Annotated in this window: 16 protein-coding genes and 1 pseudogene; 10 read left to right on the top strand and 7 right to left on the bottom strand. The window is 67.3% G+C overall.

Annotated elements, in window-relative coordinates; translation table 11 throughout:
• Window positions 1-235: 235 nt before the first annotated feature.
• Together OR16_RS24525 and purL are read left to right on the top strand one after the other, a co-directional pair.
• A complete protein-coding gene (locus OR16_RS24525) occupies window positions 236-2,155 on the top strand; it encodes an alkyl/aryl-sulfatase (protein ID WP_006160826.1) in 1,920 nt (639 codons plus the stop codon).
• Between the two features lie 245 nt (window positions 2,156-2,400).
• Window positions 2,401-6,427 (top strand): annotated as a pseudogene (purL, locus tag OR16_RS24520) (phosphoribosylformylglycinamidine synthase).
• 64 nt (window positions 6,428-6,491) lie between these two features.
• On the opposite strand, the gene OR16_RS24515 reads toward purL, so the two are convergent.
• The 4 genes from OR16_RS24515 to OR16_RS24500 form a co-directional block, all read right to left on the bottom strand.
• Window positions 6,492-6,776, bottom strand: a complete 285-nt coding sequence (locus tag OR16_RS24515; RefSeq protein WP_006160821.1) for a hypothetical protein — start codon at window positions 6,774-6,776, stop codon at window positions 6,492-6,494.
• A gap of 288 nt (window positions 6,777-7,064) precedes the next feature.
• The gene (locus OR16_RS24510) at window positions 7,065-7,817 is read right to left on the bottom strand and encodes a molybdopterin-dependent oxidoreductase (RefSeq protein ID WP_085961312.1); all 753 of its coding nucleotides are present in this window, start codon (window positions 7,815-7,817) and stop codon (window positions 7,065-7,067) included.
• A gap of 29 nt (window positions 7,818-7,846) precedes the next feature.
• Window positions 7,847-8,494, bottom strand: coding sequence for a cytochrome b/b6 domain-containing protein (locus OR16_RS24505; protein WP_006160819.1), 648 nt, complete (start codon window positions 8,492-8,494; stop codon window positions 7,847-7,849).
• A 63-nt stretch (window positions 8,495-8,557) separates the two neighbouring features.
• A complete protein-coding gene (locus OR16_RS24500) occupies window positions 8,558-9,199 on the bottom strand; it encodes a hypothetical protein (RefSeq protein ID WP_006160817.1) in 642 nt (213 codons plus the stop codon).
• A 147-nt stretch (window positions 9,200-9,346) separates the two neighbouring features.
• Between OR16_RS24500 and OR16_RS24495 the strand changes: the two genes are divergently transcribed.
• Both OR16_RS24495 and OR16_RS24490 read left to right on the top strand, forming a co-directional pair.
• The gene (locus OR16_RS24495; protein ID WP_006160815.1) at window positions 9,347-10,018 is read left to right on the top strand and encodes a heavy metal response regulator transcription factor; all 672 of its coding nucleotides are present in this window, start codon (window positions 9,347-9,349) and stop codon (window positions 10,016-10,018) included.
• Window positions 10,015-11,439, top strand: coding sequence for a heavy metal sensor histidine kinase (locus tag OR16_RS24490; protein WP_006160813.1), 1,425 nt, complete (start codon window positions 10,015-10,017; stop codon window positions 11,437-11,439). Before OR16_RS24495 ends, OR16_RS24490 begins: the two co-directional genes overlap by 4 nt.
• 71 nt (window positions 11,440-11,510) lie before the next feature.
• On the opposite strand, the gene OR16_RS24485 is transcribed toward OR16_RS24490, so the two are convergent.
• Window positions 11,511-12,722 carry a globin domain-containing protein gene (locus OR16_RS24485; protein ID WP_006160812.1) on the bottom strand — a complete coding sequence of 404 codons (1,212 nt, stop codon included), beginning with the start codon at window positions 12,720-12,722 and terminating at the stop codon, window positions 11,511-11,513.
• Window positions 12,723-13,053: 331 nt separating this feature from the next.
• On the opposite strand from OR16_RS24485, the gene OR16_RS24480 reads away from it, so the two are divergent.
• Complete coding sequence (locus tag OR16_RS24480) at window positions 13,054-13,578, top strand: RrF2 family transcriptional regulator (protein ID WP_006160810.1); 525 nt, start codon at window positions 13,054-13,056, stop codon at window positions 13,576-13,578.
• Between the two features lie 171 nt (window positions 13,579-13,749).
• Here the strand turns inward: OR16_RS24480 and OR16_RS24475 are convergent, their stop codons facing one another.
• Together OR16_RS24475 and OR16_RS24470 are read right to left on the bottom strand one after the other, a co-directional pair.
• Window positions 13,750-15,180, bottom strand: coding sequence for a PLP-dependent aminotransferase family protein (locus tag OR16_RS24475; RefSeq protein WP_006160809.1), 1,431 nt, complete (start codon window positions 15,178-15,180; stop codon window positions 13,750-13,752).
• A gap of 224 nt (window positions 15,181-15,404) precedes the next feature.
• Window positions 15,405-16,607, bottom strand: coding sequence for an NnrS family protein (locus OR16_RS24470; protein WP_006160808.1), 1,203 nt, complete (start codon window positions 16,605-16,607; stop codon window positions 15,405-15,407).
• 564 nt (window positions 16,608-17,171) lie between these two features.
• On the opposite strand from OR16_RS24470, the gene OR16_RS24465 reads away from it, so the two are divergent.
• The 5 genes from OR16_RS24465 to OR16_RS24445 all read left to right on the top strand — a co-directional run.
• A complete protein-coding gene (locus OR16_RS24465; protein ID WP_043420928.1) occupies window positions 17,172-18,773 on the top strand; it encodes a cbb3-type cytochrome c oxidase subunit I in 1,602 nt (533 codons plus the stop codon).
• A 3-nt stretch (window positions 18,774-18,776) separates the two neighbouring features.
• Window positions 18,777-19,379 (top strand): cbb3-type cytochrome c oxidase subunit II, encoded by a 603-nt coding sequence (locus OR16_RS24460; protein WP_006160804.1) that lies wholly within the window; start codon window positions 18,777-18,779, stop codon window positions 19,377-19,379.
• Between the two features lie 16 nt (window positions 19,380-19,395).
• A complete protein-coding gene (locus tag OR16_RS24455) occupies window positions 19,396-20,001 on the top strand; it encodes a c-type cytochrome (protein ID WP_006160802.1) in 606 nt (201 codons plus the stop codon).
• 1 nt (window position 20,002) lies between these two features.
• Window positions 20,003-20,641 (top strand): SCO family protein, encoded by a 639-nt coding sequence (locus tag OR16_RS24450; protein ID WP_043420911.1) that lies wholly within the window; start codon window positions 20,003-20,005, stop codon window positions 20,639-20,641.
• The coding region (locus tag OR16_RS24445; RefSeq protein ID WP_006160800.1) for a hypothetical protein at window positions 20,638-21,133 on the top strand (496 nt) is incomplete at its 3' end. The genes OR16_RS24450 and OR16_RS24445, both read left to right, overlap by 4 nt.

The following is a 21,133-nucleotide window of genomic DNA, read 5'->3' as shown; positions in this document are numbered from 1 at the left end:
CTTGCATTCGCCCATCCATTGCGGCACGGCCTGCTGCTCCATGCCGTACCGACCGGTCCCGGCGCGCTGAAGCGCGATGCGCCCGCCTTGCACATTGAGTTGCTGGCGGCGCTCTCTCTCCTGTATCAACATTGTCGGTGTACAGGCGAGACAAGAATCGGACGGATGGTGACCAAGGACATGGCCCGCATCGAGAAGCGGCTGCCACGCTGGCGGCCGTCACCAAGGAGACGCCATGACGGACAACGCTAGCTGTGCCCACGCGGCCACGGCTGACTTTCATCGGCTGCTGGCGCGCGAGCTGCCGGAGCACGACGAGCAGGACTGGGAGGACGCGCAGCGCGGCTTCATCGGCACCATCCCCAATGCCAAGGTGGCGCGCGCCAACGGCCACGGCGTGTGGAACCTGGAGGCCTACGGCTTCCTCGATGCCGCCGAGGCGCCGGACACAGTCAACCCCAGCTTGTGGCGGCAGGCGCGCCTGAACCGCATCCACGGGCTGTTCCAGGTGACGCCGCGCATCTTCCAGGTGCGCGGGTTCGACATCGCCAATATCACCTTCATCGAGGGCGACACCGGCGTGATCGCGCTGGACGCGCTGACCTGTCCGGAGACCGCGGCAGCGGCGCTGGCCCTGTACCGGCAACATCGCGGCAACCGCACGCTGCACACCGTGATCTACAGTCACAGCCATGCCGACCACTTTGGCGGCGTGGCAGGGCTGGTGGACGAGGCCGACGTGCGGGCAGGGCGGGTCCAGGTGATCGCGCCCTCCGGCTTCATGCACCATGCCATTGCCGAGAACGTGATCGGCGGCGTGGCGATGGCGCGCCGCGCGCAGTTCCAGTTTGGCCATACGCTGGCCAAGGGGCCGGCGGCGCAGGTGGATGCCGGCCTGGGCAAGACGCTGCCGATGGGGCGCTCCACGCTGATCGCGCCAACGCTGTCGATCGAGGCGGAACACGAGATCCACGTGATCGACGGGCTGGAGATCGAGTTCCAGTTGACGCCCGAGACCGAGGCGCCTTCCGAGATGCACCTCTTCATCCCGTCCGAGGGCGCGCTCAACCTGGCCGAGAACGCCACCCACAACCTGCACAATCTTTGCCCGTTGCGCGGCGCCAAGGTGCGCGACTCGCTGGCATGGTCCAAGTACCTGCACCGCGCGCTGCACCGCTACGGCCCGCGTACCGTGGTGGTGCTGGCCCAGCATCACTGGCCGACCTGGGGCGCAGAGCCCGCCCGGCGTTTCCTGTCCGAGCAGCGCGACCTGTACCGCGTGCTGCACGACCAGACCGTGCGGCTGATGAGCCATGGCCTGAAGGCCAGCGAGATCGCCGAAGGGCTGCAACTGCCGGAGTCACTGGCCAGGCGCTGGCACACGCGCGGCTACTACGGCACCGTGTCGCACAACGTCAAGGCGATCGTGCAGCACTACCTGAGCTGGTACGACGCACATCCGGCCAACCTGCATGCGTTGCCCCCGGTGGCCGCCGCGCGCAAGCACCTGGAATACATGGGCGGTATCGACGCGGTGATGGCCAAGGCCCGCGCCGACTACGAGCGCGGCGAGTTCCGCTGGGTGGCGGAGGTGCTCAAGCACGCGGTCTACGCGCATCCCGCGCATGCCGAGGCGCGCGAGCTGGCGGCCCGCGCGCTGGAGCAGATGGGCTTCCAGGCCGAGTCGGCAACATGGCGCAACGCCTACCTGCTGGCCGCGCGCGAGTATCGCGAAGGGCCGCCGCAGGTCAATCCGCAGGGTCCGCCGGCCAACGCCCTGATGGGTGCGATGGGCAATGAACTGCTGTTCGACGCGCTGGCGGTGCGCATCCACGGCGAGCGCGCGCAAGGCTTGGCGTGCCAGATCGGCTGGCAGTTCACCGACAGCGGCGAGCATTGGGTGAGCACGCTGTCCAATTGCGCGCTGAGCAGCCTGCAGGTGGCGTCGCTGTCCGCGGCGGACGTGGTCATCGAGACCAGCCGCGACACACTGGACGCCATCCTGACCCGGCGCGGCACGGCGGCCGAGGCCATGGCGGATGGCCGGCTCAAGCTGCGCGGCGATGTCGCGCTGCTGCCGCGCTTCATGGGCCTGCTGGACCAGTTCAGCGGCAGCTTCCCGGTGGTGGATGCGGCGCCCTGGCCGGAGCGCTGAGCGGTCGCCGGATATCGGATTAAGTGATCTTTGAGGCGCTATTTCCCTGTGGGCCGCCCGCCGCGCGTGATGGCGCGTGAGCTTGTGCGCGGCGCGGCCGCCTTTGTCTGCCTTGCTGCCTCTGCTGCAACGCGGGAAACCCCCTTCGACAAGGTATAATCCCGGTTTCCCGCCAGCACGGCGCCCCAACCAGCGGCGCCGGCCGGTAGCAGCCCCTACCTCCTGCCCTCCCGACCGCTCAGACCATGGCGCATTTCTCGTGCTTCCCCGGTGCATTGGCGCTTTCCGCCTTTCGCCAGCAACGCCTGCTCACCGCCCTCAAGCAGATCGACGCCGACATCGAATCGGTGCACGGCCAGTTCCTGCATTTTGTCGACACCGACGTGCCGCTGTCGCAGGACGACAGCGCCCGCATCGCCGCGCTGTTGACCTATGGCGCGCCTTTCGAGGCACAAACCGACGGTGATCGCTTTGTGGTGATCCCGCGCTTCGGCACCATCTCGCCGTGGGCCAGCAAGGCGACCGACATCGCGCATAACTGCGGCTTCGAGCACGTGCACCGAATCGAGCGCGGCATCGAGATCACCGTGATCTGCAAGAAGGGCCTGCTGCGCGGGCGCAAGACGCTGGATGCCGGCACCCGTGCCGCGGTGGCCGCCCACCTGTTCGATCGCATGACCGAAGCCGTGGTCCGGGCTGTTCCAGGAACTGCCGGCCAAGCCGCTGCGCTTTATCGACATCTCCGGTGGCCGCGCCGCGCTGGCGCAAGCCAATACCGAAATGGGCCTGGCCTTGTCGGAAGACGAGATCGATTACCTGGTCGACGCCTACGCCAAGCTGGAGCGCAACCCGACCGACGTCGAGCTGATGATGTTCGCGCAGGCCAACAGCGAGCACTGCCGCCACAAGATTTTCAACGCCACCTGGACCATCGACGGCGTGCAGCAGGACAAGTCCCTGTTCGCCATGATCCGCAATACGCACCAGCTCAACCCGCAAGGGTCGATCGTGGCGTACTCGGACAACTCCGCGGTGATGGAAGGCGACGTGGCCGAGCGCTGGTTCCCGCGCGGCACCGAGCACAAGTACGGCCGCCACGAGGCGCTGACCCACACGCTGATGAAGGTGGAGACGCACAACCACCCGACCGCCATCTCGCCGTTCCCCGGTGCCTCCACCGGCGCCGGCGGTGAAATCCGCGACGAAGGCGCCACCGGCCGCGGCGGCAAGCCCAAGGCTGGCCTGACCGGCTTCACGGTCTCCAACCTGATGCTGCCCGACGCCGTGGAAGGCTGGGAAAACGCGCGCGACGCCGCCCAGCCGGTGGCGCACCGCAACCCGGACGACAAGGTGAGCGTGACCGGCAAGCCGGACCGCATTGCCTCGCCGCTGCAAATCATGACCGAAGGCCCGCTTGGCGGCGCCGCGTTCAACAACGAATTCGGCCGTGCCATCCTGGGTGGCTACTTCCGCGTCTACGAGCAAAATGTCGGCGGCACCGTGCGCGGCTATCACAAGCCGATCATGATCGCCGGCGGCATCGGCAACATCGATGCCGGCCACACGCACAAGAAGGCGCTGCCGGCCGGCTCGCTGCTGATCCAGCTGGGCGGCCCGGGCATGCGCATAGGCATGGGCGGCAGCGCCGCCAGCTGGATGGCGACCGGCACCAATACCGCCGACCTGGATTTCGATTCGGTCCAGCGCGGCAACCCGGAAATGGAGCGGCGTGCGCAGGAAGTGATCAACGCCTGCTGGCAGCTCGGCGACGACAACCCCATCCTGTCGATCCACGACGTGGGCGCGGGCGGCATCTCCAACGCCTTCCCCGAACTGGTGGACGGCGCGGGCCGCGGCGCGCGCTTTGACCTGCGCCAGGTGCACCTGGAAGAGTCCGGCATGAGCCCGGCCGAGATCTGGTGCAACGAGTCGCAGGAGCGCTATGTGATGGCGGTGGCACCGGAGTCCTTCCCGTTGTTCCAGACCATGTGCCAGCGCGAGCGCTCGCCGTTTGCCGTGGTGGGCATCGCCACCGAAGAGCAGCAACTGCAACTGGTCGACGCGCATGTCGACGCCGCGCTCAAGGAGCACTATGCCGTGAACATGCCGATGGACGTGCTGCTGGGCAAGCCGCCGCGCATGCACCGCGACGTCAAGCATGTAGCGCAAAGCCTGCCCCCGGTGGACGTGACCGGCATCGCGCTGGACAAGGCCGTGCGCGACGTGCTGCGCCACCCGACCGTGGCCAGCAAGTCCTTCCTGATCACCATCGGCGACCGTACGGTCGGCGGCATGAACGCGCGCGACCAGATGGTCGGCCCCTGGCAGGTGCCGGTGGCGGACGTGGCCGTGACCACGCTCGACTACAAGGGCCGCGCCGGTGAAGCCATGACCATGGGCGAGCGCACGCCGCTGGCCGTGATCAACGCGCCCGCCTCGGGCCGCATGGCCATCGGCGAGGCGCTGACCAACCTGGCTGCCGCGCCGGTCAAGGACCTGGGCAAGGTCAAGCTGTCCGCCAACTGGATGGCCGCCTGCGGCGTGGAAGGCGAGGACGCCAAGCTGTACGACACCGTGCACGCGGTCGGCATGGAACTGTGCCCGGCCCTCGGCATCAGTATCCCGGTGGGCAAGGATTCGCTGTCGATGCGCACCAAGTGGCAGGACGGCGGCGTCGACAAGGAAGTGGTCGCGCCGGTCTCGCTGATCATCTCGGCGTTCGCCGCCGTGGATGACACCGACCGGACCCTGACCCCGCAACTGCGCACCGACGCGGGCGAGAGCGTGCTGATCGCCATCGACCTCGGCCGCGGCAAGAACCGCCTCGGCGGCAGCATCCTGGCCCAGGTGACGCAGCAGGTTGGCGACACCACGCCGGACGTGGACAGCGCCGAAGACCTGAAGAACTTCTTCAACGTGATCCAGCGCCTGAACCGCGAGGGCAAGCTGCTGGCTTACCACGACCGTTCCGACGGCGGCTTCATGGCTGCCCTGGCGGAAATGGCCTTTGCCGGGCATTGCGGCCTGTCGCTCAACGTCGACATGCTGGCGCTGGACCCGGTGCAGGAACAGGACTTCGGCGACGCCAAGAACTGGGCGCAGCAAATCTCCGGCCGGCGCGACGAGCAGACCCTGCGCGCGCTGTTCTCGGAAGAGCTCGGCGCGGTCATCCAGGTCCGCCTGGAAGAGCGCGACGCCGTGTTTGCCATGCTGCGCGAAGTTGGCTTGTCGGCATGCAGCCACGTGGTCGGCAAGCCCAACGCCACCGGCCAGATCGAGATCTACCGCGACGCCAAGAAGGTCTTCGGCGCCGCGCGCAGCGAGCTGCAGCGCACCTGGAGCGAAGTCAGCTGGCGCATCGCGCGCCAGCGCGACAACCCGGCCTGCGCCGACAGCGAATACGACCGCGTGCTCGACGCGGCGGACCCGGGCATCACGCCGGTGCTGACCTTCGATCCGGCGCAAGACATTGCCGCACCGTTCGTGGCCACCGGCGCGCGTCCGCGCGTGGCAATCCTGCGCGAGCAGGGCGTCAACTCGCAGATCGAAATGGCGTACAGCATGGATCGCGCGGGCTTCGACACGCACGACGTCCACATGAGCGACCTGATCGCCGGCCGCGCCAACCTGGCCGACTTCTCCGGCTTTGTCGCTTGCGGTGGCTTCAGCTACGGCGACGTGCTGGGTGCCGGCGAAGGCTGGGCCAAGACGATCCTGTTCAACGCGCAGATGGCCGAGCAGTTCGCGGCCTTCTTCAACCGCCAGGACACCTTCGCGCTGGGCGTGTGCAACGGCTGCCAGATGATGAGCAACCTCGCCCCGATCATCCCCGGCGCGGGCGCATGGCCCAAGTTCACCCGCAACCAGTCGGAGCAGTACGAAGCGCGCTACGTCACCGTGGAAGTGCAATCCTCGCCGTCGATCTTCTTCGCCGGCATGGAAGGCAGCCGTCTGCCCATCGTGGTGGCGCACGGCGAAGGCTTCGCCGACTTCTCGCAGCAAGGCGACAAGAGCCAGGCCCAGGTGGCGCTGCGTTTCGTGGACAACCACGGCGCGCCTACCCAGACCTACCCGCTGAACCCGAACGGCTCGCCGGACGGCATTACCTCGGTGACCACCACCGACGGGCGCTTCACCGTGCTGATGCCGCACCCGGAGCGCGTGTTCCGCACCGCCACCATGAGCTGGGCGCCGGATGCCTGGAAGCAGGTGGAAGACGGCGGCAGCCCGTGGATGCGCATGTTCCGCAATGCGCGGAAGTGGGTGGGTTGAACGGCTTGCCGTTCTTCTCGCTGTAGAAAGGAAAAGCCCGCTTCGCGGGCTTTTTTTTGTCTGCTCAAGCCACCCGCTGCGTACTCCAAGCCTGATAAACGTAATACAACGGCCGCTGCGGATCCGATTGCCTGGCCGATGCCGGCGCCGCGCCGCGGATCTGCATGGTGACCAGCACCATGCGGGCGGCTTTCACGGGGGAGTAGCGGTCGCGCAGCGGCAGCATGGGCAGCACGGCGCGCCATTCCGGGGGCAGGCCATCGTGGCTGAAGGTGCCGAGCGCGCAGTAGCCCCATCCTTCGGATGTGAGGTGCCAGAGTTGCCGGTAGGGGCTGCCGCCTGAAGCCACTGATGCCACTGATGCCAATGAAGCCGCTAAAGCCACTAAAGCCATGGTCTCCCTCGTTCGCGTGCCGCTGCCCGCGGCGGGAGATCAGGCGGGCTTGCGCGATTCAGACTGCGCCCCGGCCAGGGTGGCGGCGCGCATGGCCTTGATATTACCCATGTGCGCCGATGGTGGGAATGCTTGGCGCGCTGCGCGGGTGCGGCAATGCGTACACCAGGCAGCGTGTTTGGTGCCCGGCGCACCGTGCATCACCCAGGGTCCGTCACTTGCCGGCGGCAGTGCTGTCTTGCCCTACAGTCCGCTAAACCAGTTATACCCCTGGTCTTCCCAGTAGCCGCCCGGATTCTCGTTGGTCACGAAGAGCGCGGCGATATGCTTGGGGTTCTTGAAGCCAAGCTTGGTCGGCACCCGCAGCTTGAGTGGATAGCCATACTGGGCGGGCAGCGGCTCGCTGCCAAAATCCAGCGCCAGCATGGTCTGCGGATGCAGCGCGGTCTCCATGTCGAGGCTGGAGTAGTAGCGGTCCGCGCATTTGAATCCGATATAGCGGGCGGTGGTGTCCGCGCCGATGCGTTCCAGGAAGGTGCGCAGCGCAACGCCGCGCCATTCGCCGATCGCGCTCCAGCCCTCGATGCAGATATGCCGCGTGATCTGCCCCGCCTGCGGCAGCGCGCGCAATTGCGCCAGGCTCCATGCGCGCTTGTCGGCGACCAGCCCGGAGACTTCGAGGCGGTAGTCGGTACCGTCGACCTCCGGTACGTCGTATTCGGGATAGAAGGCGTTGAACGGGAAGGGCTGCGTGACCTGGCTGCGCGCGTAAGTGGGTGCCAGCCGGTTGCGGTTGAACAGCCAGGCCTGCACGCGATCGTTCCAGCGCGACATCGACCACAGCGCCTTGTCCACGGCGTCCCCATCCTGCAGGGTGCAGCCCGCCAGCATGGACAGGGCGCCCAGCGACAGCGAGGAGCGCAGGAACAGGCGGCGCTGGAGCTGCGCCAGCTGGGGCTTGAAATCGGCCGCGCTGAGCGGTTCCGCGGCCGCCATGACGATCCGCTTGTCGTCGTCGGGGGTGCTCATGCTTTCACCTCTCCATGGCCAGCGCGCCCGGCGCGGCCGGTCAGCATCGGCAACAAGGTGGCTGGCACCAGGATGACGAGCGCCAGGTGAACCACCACAAAGCCCACGATCCCCGCCATGGCAAGGAAATGCACATGGCGCGCCGTGTCGAAACCGCCAAACAGCGTGGCCAGCCAGTCCAGTTGCACGGGTTTCCAGATAGCCAGCCCGGATGCCACCACTAGCACGCCCAGCAGCAACACGCCCACATACATCAGCCGCTGCACCGCGTTATAGGCGCCGGGCCGATGCGGCAGGCGCAGCCGTATGGCAAGCGACGCGTCACGCAAGACGCCGCGCGCGCTCAGCGGCAGGAAGTGGCGCCGGAAATGCCGCGTGGCCAGGCCATAGGCCAGGTAGACCAGGGCATTGGCGAACAGCAGCCACATGGCCGCGAAATGCCATGCGATCGAGCCGCCCAGCCAGCCGCCCACGGTCGCCCATGCCGGGAATTTGAAGGGAAACAGCGGCGAGGCGTTGTAGATCGCCCAGCCGCTCATCACCATGCAGGTCATGGCGAAGGCGTTGACCCAGTGCGTGGCGCGCACGACCAGCGGATGGACGATGGCGCGCCGCGCGGGCCTGGAGGAGGGGAGCTTGCGCATGGCGGGGGGGCTTGGGATCGGGATGCCAGGATCCAGGCCGGATGGAGCCGGCCCGGGCGGGTCTTACATCGGCGGAACCACGCCTTGCTTGCCGGCGGAGATAAAGCGCGCGGTCAGTGCGCCGTCGGCGCCTTTGCTCGCAAACAGCACAATATGCGCGCCGGGGACCAGCAAGGAACGGTCGCCGGGTTCCAGGTTGACGATGGGCACATCGTTGGGGATCACGATGCGCTTTTCGCCGTCGGGGTACTTCACGGTGATGGTGCGGCCGTTGCTGACCACCACATTGCCCACGGTGCCATTGGTCATGCTGCTGTTCTTGCCCAGGTCCCATGCGCGGTGGCCTTCGCCGGAGCCGCGCATGCTGGGCGGAAACACGTGCACCTCGAGCGCCTTGAGCGAGCCGTCCGCCTGCGGCACGGCGGCCGAGCCGATGTAGCTGCCGGCCTTGATCTCGTCGACTTTGGCCAGCGTCACCGCGCGCACCGCCGTGTCCTTGGTCAGGCCCACGTCCAGGTCCTGTCCGCTGCGCGTGCGCACCTTCAGCGTGTCGCCGGCGAAGGCGGTCACGGTGCCGCGCACGCCGGTGGGGGTGGCGGCGGGAGCGGGTTGGGCCAGCACCGCGGGGGCCGCGGCAAACATGGCGCCGGCAAACAGGGCCGGGGCAACCAAGGTACGCGTCAACATGCTCGAAACGATCTTCATCCTAGGACTCCTGGTGCGTGGAAAGTGCTACGTAGGTTAGGGTGGTGCCTAGGTCTTCCGGATGACTTTTTGATGACCAAAATGTCATAAATCGGGGCTCCTGCCGCCGCTAGAATGGCAGCATACCGTTGAATGGCTTTGCGCATCATGAGCATCCTCGTCATCGAAGACGACCCCAAGACCGGCGATTATCTCAAGAAGGGCCTGCGCGAAAGCGGCTACGCCGTGGATCTCGCGCGCACCGGCACGGACGGATTGCACATGGCACTGGAGCACACCTACGACCTCGTGGTGCTGGACGTGATGCTGCCCGGCATCGACGGCTGGGAAATCATGCGCACGCTGCGCGCGCGGCGCGACCTGCCGGTGATCTTCCTGACCGCGCGCGACCACGTCAACGACCGCATCCACGGGCTTGAGCTTGGCGCCGACGATTACCTGGTCAAGCCGTTCTCGTTCATCGAACTGGTGCTGCGCATCCGCACGCTGCTGCGCCGCGGTGTGGTGCGCGAAGCAGAGTTGTTCGAATTCGCCGACCTCAAGCTCGATGTCCTGCGCCGCAAGGTGACGCGCCAGGGCGTGGAGATCGTGCTGACCAACAAGGAATTCCTGCTGCTGCACCTGCTGGTGAAGCGCCAGGGCGAGGCGCTGTCGCGCACGCTGATTGCCGCCGAGGTGTGGGACATGAACTTCGACAGCGACACCAACGTCGTTGACGTGGCCATCAAGCGGCTGCGCGCCAAGATCGACCTGCCCTTCGACAAGAAGCTCATCCATACCGTGCGCAGCATCGGCTACACCTTCGGCGAGAGCGCATGAAAGCCTGGTCCTCGCGCTCGCTCACGGCGCGCACCACGCTATCGTTCGCCGCGATTGCCTGCGTGGTGATCGGGGCGCTGGGCGCATATTTCTACCAGTCCGCCAAGACTTCGATGGAGGCCCGCGCCGATCTGCAGCTGATCGGGCGCGTGGCGCATTTCCGCCGGCTGGCGAGCGATGTGTACACGGTCGGCGAGCTCAAGGACCGACCTTTGCTGTTCGAATCCATGCTCGGTGCCGAGCGCGACGTGTTGATCTTCCGCAAGCCGGGCGAGCCGCCGTTTATCCATGTCAACCCGGACTATCTGCCGGTGCCGGCAAAGCTTGAAGCCTCGGTGCCGGGCGACGGCGCTGGCCCGACCGCGGCCAGCATCCTGCGCACCCGGCTGGACAACGGCGTGCCGGTGCATTGGGCGGCCGCGATGGCGCGCTCCAGCGAGGACGGCAGCGTGGTCGAGGTGATCGCCGCGCATCCGATGAGCAACGAGGTGCAGATGCTCGCCGCCTACCGCAACCGCGTGGTGCTGGCCGCGCTGGTCGGCATGCTGGCGGCGAGCGCGCTCGCGTTCTTCGCCATCCGGCGCGGGCTCAAGCCGGTTGGCAGCATCGCCGCGCGGGCCGCCGAGATCAGTCCCGCCAGCCTCGCGGTGCGCCTTGACGAGCGGGATGCCCCCGCCGAGCTGCGCGGCCTCGTCGGCGCGTTCAACGCCATGCTGGACCGGCTGGCCGACGGCTACGAGCGGCTCTCGCAGTTCTCCGCCGACCTGGCACACGAGATCCGCACGCCCGTGGGCGCGCTGATCGGCCAGACCCAGGTCACGCTGAGCCAGCCGCGCCGGCCCGACGAATACCAGGACATCCTCGAGTCCAACCTGGAGGAACTGAACCGGCTCGGCCATATTGCCGAGAACATCCTGTTCCTGGCGCAGGCCGACCACGCCGGGCTGGTCATCGAGCGTGCGCAGGTGTCGCTGCCCGACGAGCTCGGCAAGATCGCAGAGTATTTCGAAGGGCCGGCGGATGAGAAGGCGATGACGTTCAAGGTGGAGGCGCGCGGCACGCTCTGGGCCAATCCGCTGCTGTGCCGCCGCGCCATCAACAACCTCGTGGTCAATGCCGTGCGCTACGGCGCGCCGGGCAGCGTGGTGCGGCTCAGCAGCACCGAAGAGCCCGACGGCGTCGTGATCTCGGTGGAAAACCAGGGCGAGGCCATTCCGCAAGGCCAGCTCGACCGCCTGTTCGACCGCTTCTACCGGGGCGACGCCGCGCGCAGCCGGGTCACCGAATCCAATGGCCTCGGCCTGGCCATCGTGAAGGCGATCATGGTGCTGCACGGCGGCGGCGTGGAGGCCAGTTGCCCCACGCCGGGGCTGGTGCGGTTTGCGTTGCGGTTCCCGCGGCAGCAAGGGCGGGCGTCCTGAGCTGGTGGCGGCTGGCGCCTGCCTGCAGTGCGCGCGGGATTGCCGCGCGCTCCTTCGTTGCCTTTTTAGCTTTACAACAGCGTATCCAGCAAATCCGGCCCAAACACCTCCCGGTGCACCCGTTCCGCCTTCACGCCACGCGCCTGCAGCGCCGTGCGCTGTGCCTGCATGAACGGCAGCGGCCCGCACAGGTAGAAGTCCGCATCCGCAAGGTCATCGTCGGCCAGAATCACATCGATATCCATGCGGCCCGGCAGGGCGGGTTGCGCCAGGAATTCCGCCGGCTCCTCGGATTCCAGGAAAAAGTGCGTGCGCAGCTTGGGCAGCTGACGGGCGGCATGCTTGACGTCCTTCAGGTGCGCCACGTGCGAGGCCATGCGCGCAGCGTGGCCGAATACGACCTTGCGTGAGGGGTTGCGTTGCGCGACGGTGTTCAGCGCGCTGATCATGGGCGTGACGCCGACGCCGGCCGAGAGCAGCACGATGGGGGTGCTGGGCTCGATGCGCGGGGCGAAGTCGCCGAAGGGCTGGCTGACCAGCAGCACGTCGCCTTCGCGGGCGTTTTGGTGCAGCCAGTTCGAGACCGCGCCGGCGGGCAAATCGCCGCCATTGCCGCGGTCGCGCTTGACCGAGATGCGCCAGGTCTTGCCGTTGGGGGCGTCGGACAAACTGTACTGGCGTTGCTGGAAGGCGCCGGGGGTGAGTTCCACCACCACGGAGATGTACTGGCCGGGCAGGAAGTCGGCCAGCGTGGTGCCGCCGACGGCTTCGAGCGTGAAGGCGGTGATGTCGGCGCTTTGTGCTTCGCGCGCGACGATGCGCACGGGCTGGCGGTGATCGGGGCCGGATTGCGCGCGCTCGTAGAGGCGCGTTTCCGCGGCGATCAGTTCGGCGGCGAGTAGCCAGTAGGCTTCATCCCAGGCGGCGACCAGCGCCGGGGTGGCGGCATCGCCAAGCACTTCGCCGATGGCGCCGAGCAGGTGGCGGGCGACGATGGCGTAGTGGCTGGGCTTGATGCCAACCGAGGCGTGCTTGTGGACGATGCGGCTGACCACCGGGGCCAGGGCGCTGTTGTCGCCATGGTTGGCGGCGTAGGCGAACACGGCGGAGGCGAGCGACTGCTGCTGCGAACCGTTGGCCTGGTTGCCCATGTTGAACAGGTTGGTCAGCTCGGGCCGATCGACAAACATGTTGCGATAGAAAGTCTGGGTAATGGCCAGGCCATGTTCGCGCAGCACGGGGACGCTCGCGTCGATCAGGGGTCTCGATTGTTCGGACAGCACGGCAACCTCCAAAGATGTACAAAAAATACAACAAAAAAGAGAGAGAATTCCGCAGCGAGGTGCGGTGGCGGCGTGCGGCCCGGGTGCAATCTTGGTGCGGTGTGGCTGCGGCCAAGGGGGGCGACGCCTTGGTGCCCATTTTATTAAACATGCATTTGCAATGCAACATAAAATTTGCGGCAGTGCGCAAAGATGTATCGAGGGTCCATGTTAGACTGCGGCGGCGTCAAGCCACGATGCGCTTCGGCTCCCGCCACGGCGCCACGGCGCCACGCTCGCCGGAGCCCCCGCCTGGCTGCCCCGTACATCACCGCCGCAAACCGGACTTTTCATGAGACTGACCGACTACACCGATTACAGTCTGCGGACCCTGATCTATGTCGCGGTCCATCCAGGTGAACTGGTCACCATCCAGCGCATCGCGGATGCGTTCGGCATTCCCAAGAATCACCTGATCAAGATCGTGCAAAAGCTTGGCCAGGCCGGCTTCCTGCATACGGTGCGCGGCCGCGCCGGCGGCATCGAGCTGGGCCGGCCGGCCGCGGAGATCAATGTGGGCGAGGTGATCCGGACCATGGAGTCGGATTTCAACCTGGTGGAGTGCTTCCAGGGCGACGACAACCACTGCATCATCACCCGCGTGTGTGGCTTGCGCGGCGTGCTGTCCGCGGCATTGCGGGCTTACTTCGAGGTGCTGGACGCCTATAGCCTGCAAGATCTGGTGGAGAAGCCCGCGGCGCTGACGCGCGCGCTGGGCGACGGCGGCGCGGCCACCTTGATCGGCATCCCGATCAAGAACGTGACGCGCAAGGCCAAGGCCTCCCAGGCGGCAGCCGAGGATGCTGGCGAGCAGTAAGGCCCGCCCGGCACTGGCTGCCTGCATTGGCGTAAAAATGGTTACTGTCCGGACCAGCCGGCGATCTAGCCAACTGGCATGGGGCGGGCTGTCCGGGCGGACCGGCAGGGGAGTTCGGCATGGCACTGCGGCTCGACAGCCACGGGCCTGGCCGCCAGTTCACTGGTCTCGCTAGCGGGCCGCCGTCAGCGCCCCGGCCAGCTTTTCCATGCCAGCCTGGATGTCCGCCACGCTGATGCCGCCATAGCCAAACAGGATGCCAGGCACCGGCGGCTGCCCGCCGTACATGCCGGAGATGCCATACAGGCCAACCGATACGGCGGTGGCGCGCGCGATCAGCGCCTGCTCGTCCTGTGGCAGTTTCAGGTGGGCGACCATGTGGATGCCCGCAGCCGGCGCGTGGGGCGTGAACCACGGGCTCAGCGGGCCTTCCAGGTGTTCGAGCAGCTTGGCGCGGCGCGCAGCGTATTCCTTGTGCATGCGCCGCAGGTGCTTGGCGAAGTAACCGTCGAGCATGAACTTGGCCAGCGCCGTCTGCGTCATGGTGCAACTGTGCCAGTCCCCGACCTGCTTGGCGCGGCGTACGGCCGTGGCGAGCGGGGCCGGGGGGATCACGTAGCCGACACGCAGTTCGGGGAAGATCGTCTTGGAGAAGGTGCCGACGTACGCCACCACCCCCGTCTTGTCCAGGCTCTTGAGCGACTCCACCGGGCGGCCCATGAAGCGGTACTCGCCGTCATAGTCGTCCTCCAGCACCAGCGCGCCGCGGCGTTGCGCCCATTCGAGCAGCGCCACGCGCCGCTCCAGGCTCATTGCCATGCCCAGCGGAAACTGGTGGGATGGCGTGACGTAGACAATGCGCGCATGGTCCGGCAGCGCGTCCACCACCAGCCCCTGCGCGTCCACGGGCACATGAGCCACCTGCGCGCCCAGCGCCGAAAACGCAATGCGCGCGGGTGGATAGCCGGGATCCTCCACCGCCACGACGTCGCCGGGGCGGACGACCACACGCCCCATCAGGTCGATCGCCTGCTGCGCGCCCTGGGTGATGATGACATCCTGCCAGTTGCTCACCACGGCGCGGCTGAATGCCAGGTAGCGCGATACCGCAAGCCGCAGCTCCTGCTCGCCGGCCGGATCGCGGTAGCTGCCGCGCCCGCGGGCCTGCACGCGTAGTGCGTGGCTGACGCAGCTGCGCCATTTATCGAAGGGAAACAAGCTCTTGTCGGTGACGCCGCCCACGAAGTCAAACGCGAGCGTCGCGCCTGGCGGCGTGTGGGGAAGAGCGTCGGGCAGCGCTTCCCAGATCGAGCCGGAGCCGGGGCTGGGGGAGAGCGGCGACGGCGATGGCGCCAGGCCTGTCATCTCGTGCGCGACGAAGGTGCCGTCGCCCGTGCGGGAGCGCAGGTAGCCCTCGGCAATCAGCCGCTCGAACACGTCTAGCGTGGTCTTGCGCGATACCCCAAGCTGCGTGGCGAGGTCGCGGGTCGATGGCAGCCTTTCGCCCGGCGCCAGCCGGCCGTCGACGATGCCCGCCCGCAACTGGCGATAGAGTTGGCCGGCCAGTCCCTGCCGGCCATGAATGCTCAAATGGACATCCATCTCTTGATCTTATGTTGGTGGTTACCTGGTGCGCTGGGCTTCGCTTGGATTCTACGTACCAGTCGTGCCGGCTTCCACTGGCGCGGGAATCACATGCCACAGCGTGGCGTGGCGCCACGCGCGGCCGATGACGCCCGGCACCAGCACGATGCTAAAGGCTGATGAGGCGGGCAGGTGGGGAGAGTGGGGAGGGTGGTCTCGTCCGGAAGGCATCGCGGGAGGCCTTAACCTTCCCGCCCGTCGGCCCGGGGCCGGGTCAGGTAGGGCACGTACTTCAACAGGTACAGCACGAAGGCCGCCATCCAGAGCGCCGCCGCGCTGGCGATCCAGAACGGCTTGTACTGCGGCAGCAGCAGCGGCCCCATTACGCGGACGACTGTCGCCAGGCCGATGCACGCGTAGGCAGCGTTCTCCATCCCACCCGCTTCGAGCTTGCGGCCGGTGTGGCCCAGCGCGGTGCGCGTGATCATCCCCAGGATGGCGCAGCCGATCGCCCCCACGGTGAGGGCGTGCAGCGCCGTCGAGCGGTCGGTCCAGCCCAGGGCGGACGCCGCCAGCAGCAACAGGCCCAGCGGTAGGCAGGCATAGGCCAGGTGGAGGATGGCGATCAATGGCTTGCGCACCGTGTGCCGCGAGCCCCAGCCGCCAAGCCGCAGCGCTTGCGCGAGCGCGGCCAGCAACGCGACGGCCGCGGTTGCCATGCCGCGCGGCGCCAGCGTGCAGGCAATCATCGCGGCCAGCGTCAGCGCCACCACGGTGCGCTCCACCGGCGTCGAGCGCCGGATGCGTACGCCGGGCACGGTATTGGCGGTGAACATCGGGATCACCCGCCCGCCGATCACGGTCATGAAGATGACGACCAGGCCGATGCCGGCATCGGCACTTTGCAGCGCGACGTACACGGCGCCTCGCGCCATCGCCACGTGGAACACCACGTTCAGCGCCCACAGCAGGAACAGGGCGGCGGCCAGGCCGTAGTTGCGCGCGCCACCGGCGCGTACCAGCACGCGCAGGAAGGCGGCGGCGCACAGCAGCAGGAAGGCGAGGTCCAGTACGGCGGCGGCGGGGGCGGGCCCGGTCCACATCGCCACGCGCGCCGCGACCCACACAGCGGCGAGACCACCCAGCAACCATCCCTGCGGCGTCTGCTGGCCTGTCCAGTTCTTGCCGGCGGTGAACAGGAAGCCGACCACAACCGCGGCGGCAAAGCCAAACACCATCTCGTGCGCATGCCACAGCATGCCGCCGATGGCCGGCTGCGCGCCAGACCGGGGCCACCAGCCCAGATAGATGGCTGCCCACACGCCGATGGCCACCACGGCGAAGCCCGCCGCCAGCAGATAGAAAGGCCGGAACGCGAGCGCAAGCACGGGGTGGCCGTGGTATCCGGTGCTGGTCGGTGGCTGGGTCTGTGGCAGGGGCAGCATGATGCCTCTCGCAATGGGTTGGATGAAACGCGGATTGCTGTTGGTGTTTGTTGGTGCGATTGCCAGCAGATCTCGCGAATCGTGCGGCGCAGCAACCTGTGAGCGATTCTATAAAACAAGCATTTAAAATGCAACATAAAAAGCGGGTTTGTCAACGGGGTGACACGCGGTGCGGCGACTTGGCAAATTGCCGCTAAGCCGCCCCCGGCCCCGGCTGCACCAACGCGGCACCGCTGCGGTGCGTGCCCGCCCGCTGGTGGTCACCAGAAAATTCTGGAAAGTGGCTATAGCGGCTTAACTATTCACCACCTACTCTGCACGGGACGGCGCCCGTGACGCACCCGGGCAAGGCCGTCTTTGCCCAGGCGAGCCCGCCCGCCCAAAAAATGAACTATGTTGTGATGCATATCTTGAAGAAGGCCCCAGGGAGAGGCCTTGGCAGCCGGCCGCCGCCTGCACGTCCGCAATGAGACCACCCACAGGGTCGAGCGCCTTGCCAAGCTAGTAGCCTGGCGCCCGGCAATCGTCGCCACCCGCCTGATGCGGCAGCAACCGAAACGTCCCATGAGCACCATCGCCATCCTGCTATCTGCCTTCCTGCTCTCGGTGGTCGCGCTCGCGGCCTTTATCTGGAGCATGCAGAAGGGCTTCTTCGATACTTCGCCGGCCGCGGCCAGCGTGATCTTCGACCGCGGGGAGGCGGGACAGCCGGAAGACCCTGCCTCGGACAAGCCGCACGGGACCGCAGGCGATGCCACGTACGACACCTCGCGCGATATCGCGGACGAGTCATCGGCGCCCGTGGTCTTCCTGTTCATCTGCTGCGCCATGGTGTGGCTGGTGGTGGCGTCGCTGGCAGGGCTGACGGCCTCGATCAAGCTGCACGAGCCCGACCTTCTGGCCACGGTGCCGTGGCTGTCGTTCGGCCGCATCCGCACCATCCACCTGAACGCCGTCGCCTATGGCTGGGCGCCGATGGCAGGCTTGTCCATCGCGCTGTTCCTGCTGCCGCGCCTGCTCAAGACGCGCCTGGCCGGCGCAAAGTACGCGGTGCTTGGCGCGGCCCTGTGGAACGCCGGCCTGATCGCGGGCCTCGGCAGTATTGCGGCCGGGATCTCCGACGGGCTGGAGTGGCTGGAGATTCCGTGGCAGGTCGACATCCTGCTCGTGGCCGGCGGCGCGCTGGTGGGCATGCCACTGGTGCTCACGCTGGTGAACCGCAAAGTGGATCACCTCTATGTCTCGGTCTGGTACATGGGCTGCGCGCTGTTCTGGTTCCCCGTGCTGTTCCTGGTTGCGAACATCCCTGGGCTGCACTTCGGCGTGGAGCAGGCCACCATGAACTGGTGGTTCGGCCACAACGTGCTCGGCTTGTTCTACACGCCGCTGGCGCTGGCCTCCATCTATTACTTCCTGCCCAAGATCATCGGCCAGCCGGTGCGCTCCTACGGCTTGTCGTTGCTGGGCTTCTGGGCCCTGGCGTTCTTCTATGGCCAGGTTGGCGGCCATCACCTGATCGGCGGGCCGGTGCCGGGCTGGCTGATCACCTTGTCCATCGTCCAGAGCATGATGATGCTGGTGCCCGTGATCGCGTTCACGATCAACCAGCACCAGACCATGCGCGGCCATTTCCACCGGCTGATCGATTCGCCCACGCTGCGCTTCGTCACCTTCGGCGGCATGATGTACACGCTGAGTTCGGCGCAGGGCTCGTTCGAGGCGCTGCGGGCCGTCAACCGCGTGACCCATTTCACGCACTACACCGTGGCGCACGCGCACCTCGGGCTGTACGCCTTCGTCAGCTTTGCCTTCTTTGGCGCGATCTATTTCATGGTGCCGCGCGTGACCGGCCGCGAATGGCCGTACCGCTGGCTGATTTACGCGCACTTCTGGTTCGCGGTGGCCGGAATCGGCGTGTATTTCATCGGGCTGACCATCGGCGGCACGCTGCAAGGTTACGCCATGCTCGACGCCGCCAAGCCCTTCATGGATTCCGTGGCCGTGACGATCCCGTACCTGAAAGTGCGCTCGGTCGGTGGCGGCATGATGCTCCTCGGCCATCTTTTCTTCGTCGCCAATTTTGTCTGCGCCATCCTTGGCCTGGGACCCAACCGGGACCGGCCCGCCTTGTTCCACCAAGGCCGCAAGCGGGCACTGGGAGCCTGAACCGTGAACAATGAAAAAGCCCTGCTGGCCGGCGGCATGACCATGCTCGCGCTAGCAACGAGCGCGCTGGTGGTGATCCCCTATCTGCTGCTCAAGGACGTGAAGCCCACCGAAGGCGTCAGGCCATACTCCGCCGCGCAGTTGCGCGGGCGCGAAGTCTACATCGCCAACGGTTGCGTCTATTGCCATTCGCAGCAGCCGCGCGATGCTTCCTTCGCTCCGGACGCCAAGCGCGGATGGGGGCGGGTATCGGTGGCCGGCGATTACTACTACGACCACCCGCACCTGCTCGGCACCATGCGCACCGGGCCGGACCTGATGAATATCGGCGTGCGCCAGCCGAGTGCCGACTGGCACCTCGGCCACCTGTTCCAGCCGCGCGCCTATGTGCCCGGCAGCATCATGCCCAGCTATCCGTTCCTGTTCGACCTGAAGGACAAGGCCGATCCCGGCGACAAGGTGGTCAATCTGCCCGAGGCCTTCAATCCGCCGGGCAAGATCGTGGTCGCCAACGCGACCGCACTCGATCTGGTCGCCTATCTGCAATCGCTGAATCGCACCGGCGCCGTCCTGCCCGCGCCGCCCGCGGCCAAGTCCGCGCCGTAGCCCCCCGGAGACACAGATGGACAGCCCATCGGAAAAACGCCGGGCCGCCGCGGCCCGATCCCGTGAGAATGCGGACCCGCATGAAAACCGCGCACCCATGCCCAAGGTGGTGCTGGTGCTGGTGCTGGCACTGGTAGCCTGGGGCTGCTGGTATATCGCCACCGCGCCCATCAACTCGCCGTCGGAACTGGGCGACCGCCGCACCGAGGCCGATCTCCAGGGCAGCGGCAAGGCCGGCGGCGGCGTGGATGGCGCCGCCGTGTTCCAGGCGCGCTGCGTGGCTTGCCACCAGGCCACGGGGCAGGGCTTGCCGGGCGTGTTCCCGCCGCTGGCCGGCTCGGAATGGGTCAACGGCAAGGACGCCAAGGTTGCCGCCATCGTGCTGCGCGGCATCACCGGCAAGCTGACGGTCAAGGGCACCGCCTACAACGGCGCCATGCCGGCATTCGCCGATCAGTTGAGCGATGCTGAGATCGCGGCGGTGCTCACGCATGCGCGCAGCCAGTGGGGCAACACCTCGCCGGCGATGACGGAAGATGTCGTCAAGGCGGCGCGCGCGCAGACCGCGGCCATGACCGCACCGTTCGACGGCGATACCGCGCTTGGCGCGCCGGGTGGCTAGCATGCCGTGGCGCGCTCGCCCGGCGTGGCCGGCATTGGCCTTGTTGCTGGTGCTGGTGCTGGCTGTCGCGGGTCTGCGCTATCTCACCTTGGGCTTTACCGCCTGGACGCTGGACGAGCGTCGCGAGGCGCGCATCGCGCAAGGCGCGCTGGTGCTGCCGGCCATCGAGATGCGCAATCAAGCGGGCAAGCCCGCGCGGCTGTTCGGTGCCAGGCGGGAGCAGGGCGCGCAGCTCTACCTGGTGGATTTCATCTACACGCGTTGCCTGAGCGTGTGCCGCGCGCTCGGCTCCGAGTTCGAGCAACTGCAGGGCCGCATCCGCGCCGATGGCATGGATGGCCGCATCGGCCTGGTCTCTCTCTCCTTCGATCCCGCCCGCGACGACACCGCCAGCCTTGCCGCTTATGCCAGGGAGCACCATGCACGGCTGCCTGACTGGCAGGTGGCCGCACCCGTCGCCGAGCCAGCCATGCAGGCGCTGCTGCGCGACGCGGATGTGATCGCTATCTCGGATGGCCTCGGCGGCTTCGCGCACAACGGCGGCGTGCACGTGACCGATGCCAATGGCCGGGTGCTGGCCGTGTACGCGCTTGCCGATTACCGGCAGGCCTACGACTTCGCGCGCAGGCATCTGCCATGAACCCGCAAGCCACCGTGCAGCAGCCGTGGCCCCGCCATTGGCGGGCGCGCCGGGCCGGCCTTGCCGGCGGGCTGGCGGCGCTAGCCGTGGCGTTGTGCGTGCCGCGCGTGCATGCCTTGCTGGAGGGTTCGATGACGCTGCAGATGCTGGCGCTGCTGCCGGGCCTGTTCTGCGCGGGCTGCGCGCTGCCCTGGCTGCTGCCGGACGCGAGGCGCGCGCGGGTCACGGCGGCGTTGCGGCCCTATACCCTGAGCCTGCTGGCATTCGCCCTGCTGGCCTACGGCGCATGGATGCTTCCCATCGCGCTGGACCTCAGCCGGCTGGAATGGCCGACCCTGGTGGCCAAGTACGTGCTGGTGGTGGTAGCGGGCGTTGCCGCGCATTTCGGTTTCAAGGTGAGCGCGTGGCCCCTGGTGCTGTTCTTCGGCGGCAACTACGCATGGATGGGCTTGACCTTCGGGCTGCTGTTCATCGATAGCGAGGCGCGCCTTT

Source organism: Cupriavidus basilensis OR16 (assembly GCF_000243095.1).
In the GTDB taxonomy this organism is placed as follows: Bacteria; Pseudomonadota; Gammaproteobacteria; order Burkholderiales; family Burkholderiaceae; genus Cupriavidus; species Cupriavidus basilensis_D.
Note: the sequence above shows the minus strand (reverse complement) of the source record. Positions and strands in the feature narration are given on the sequence as shown.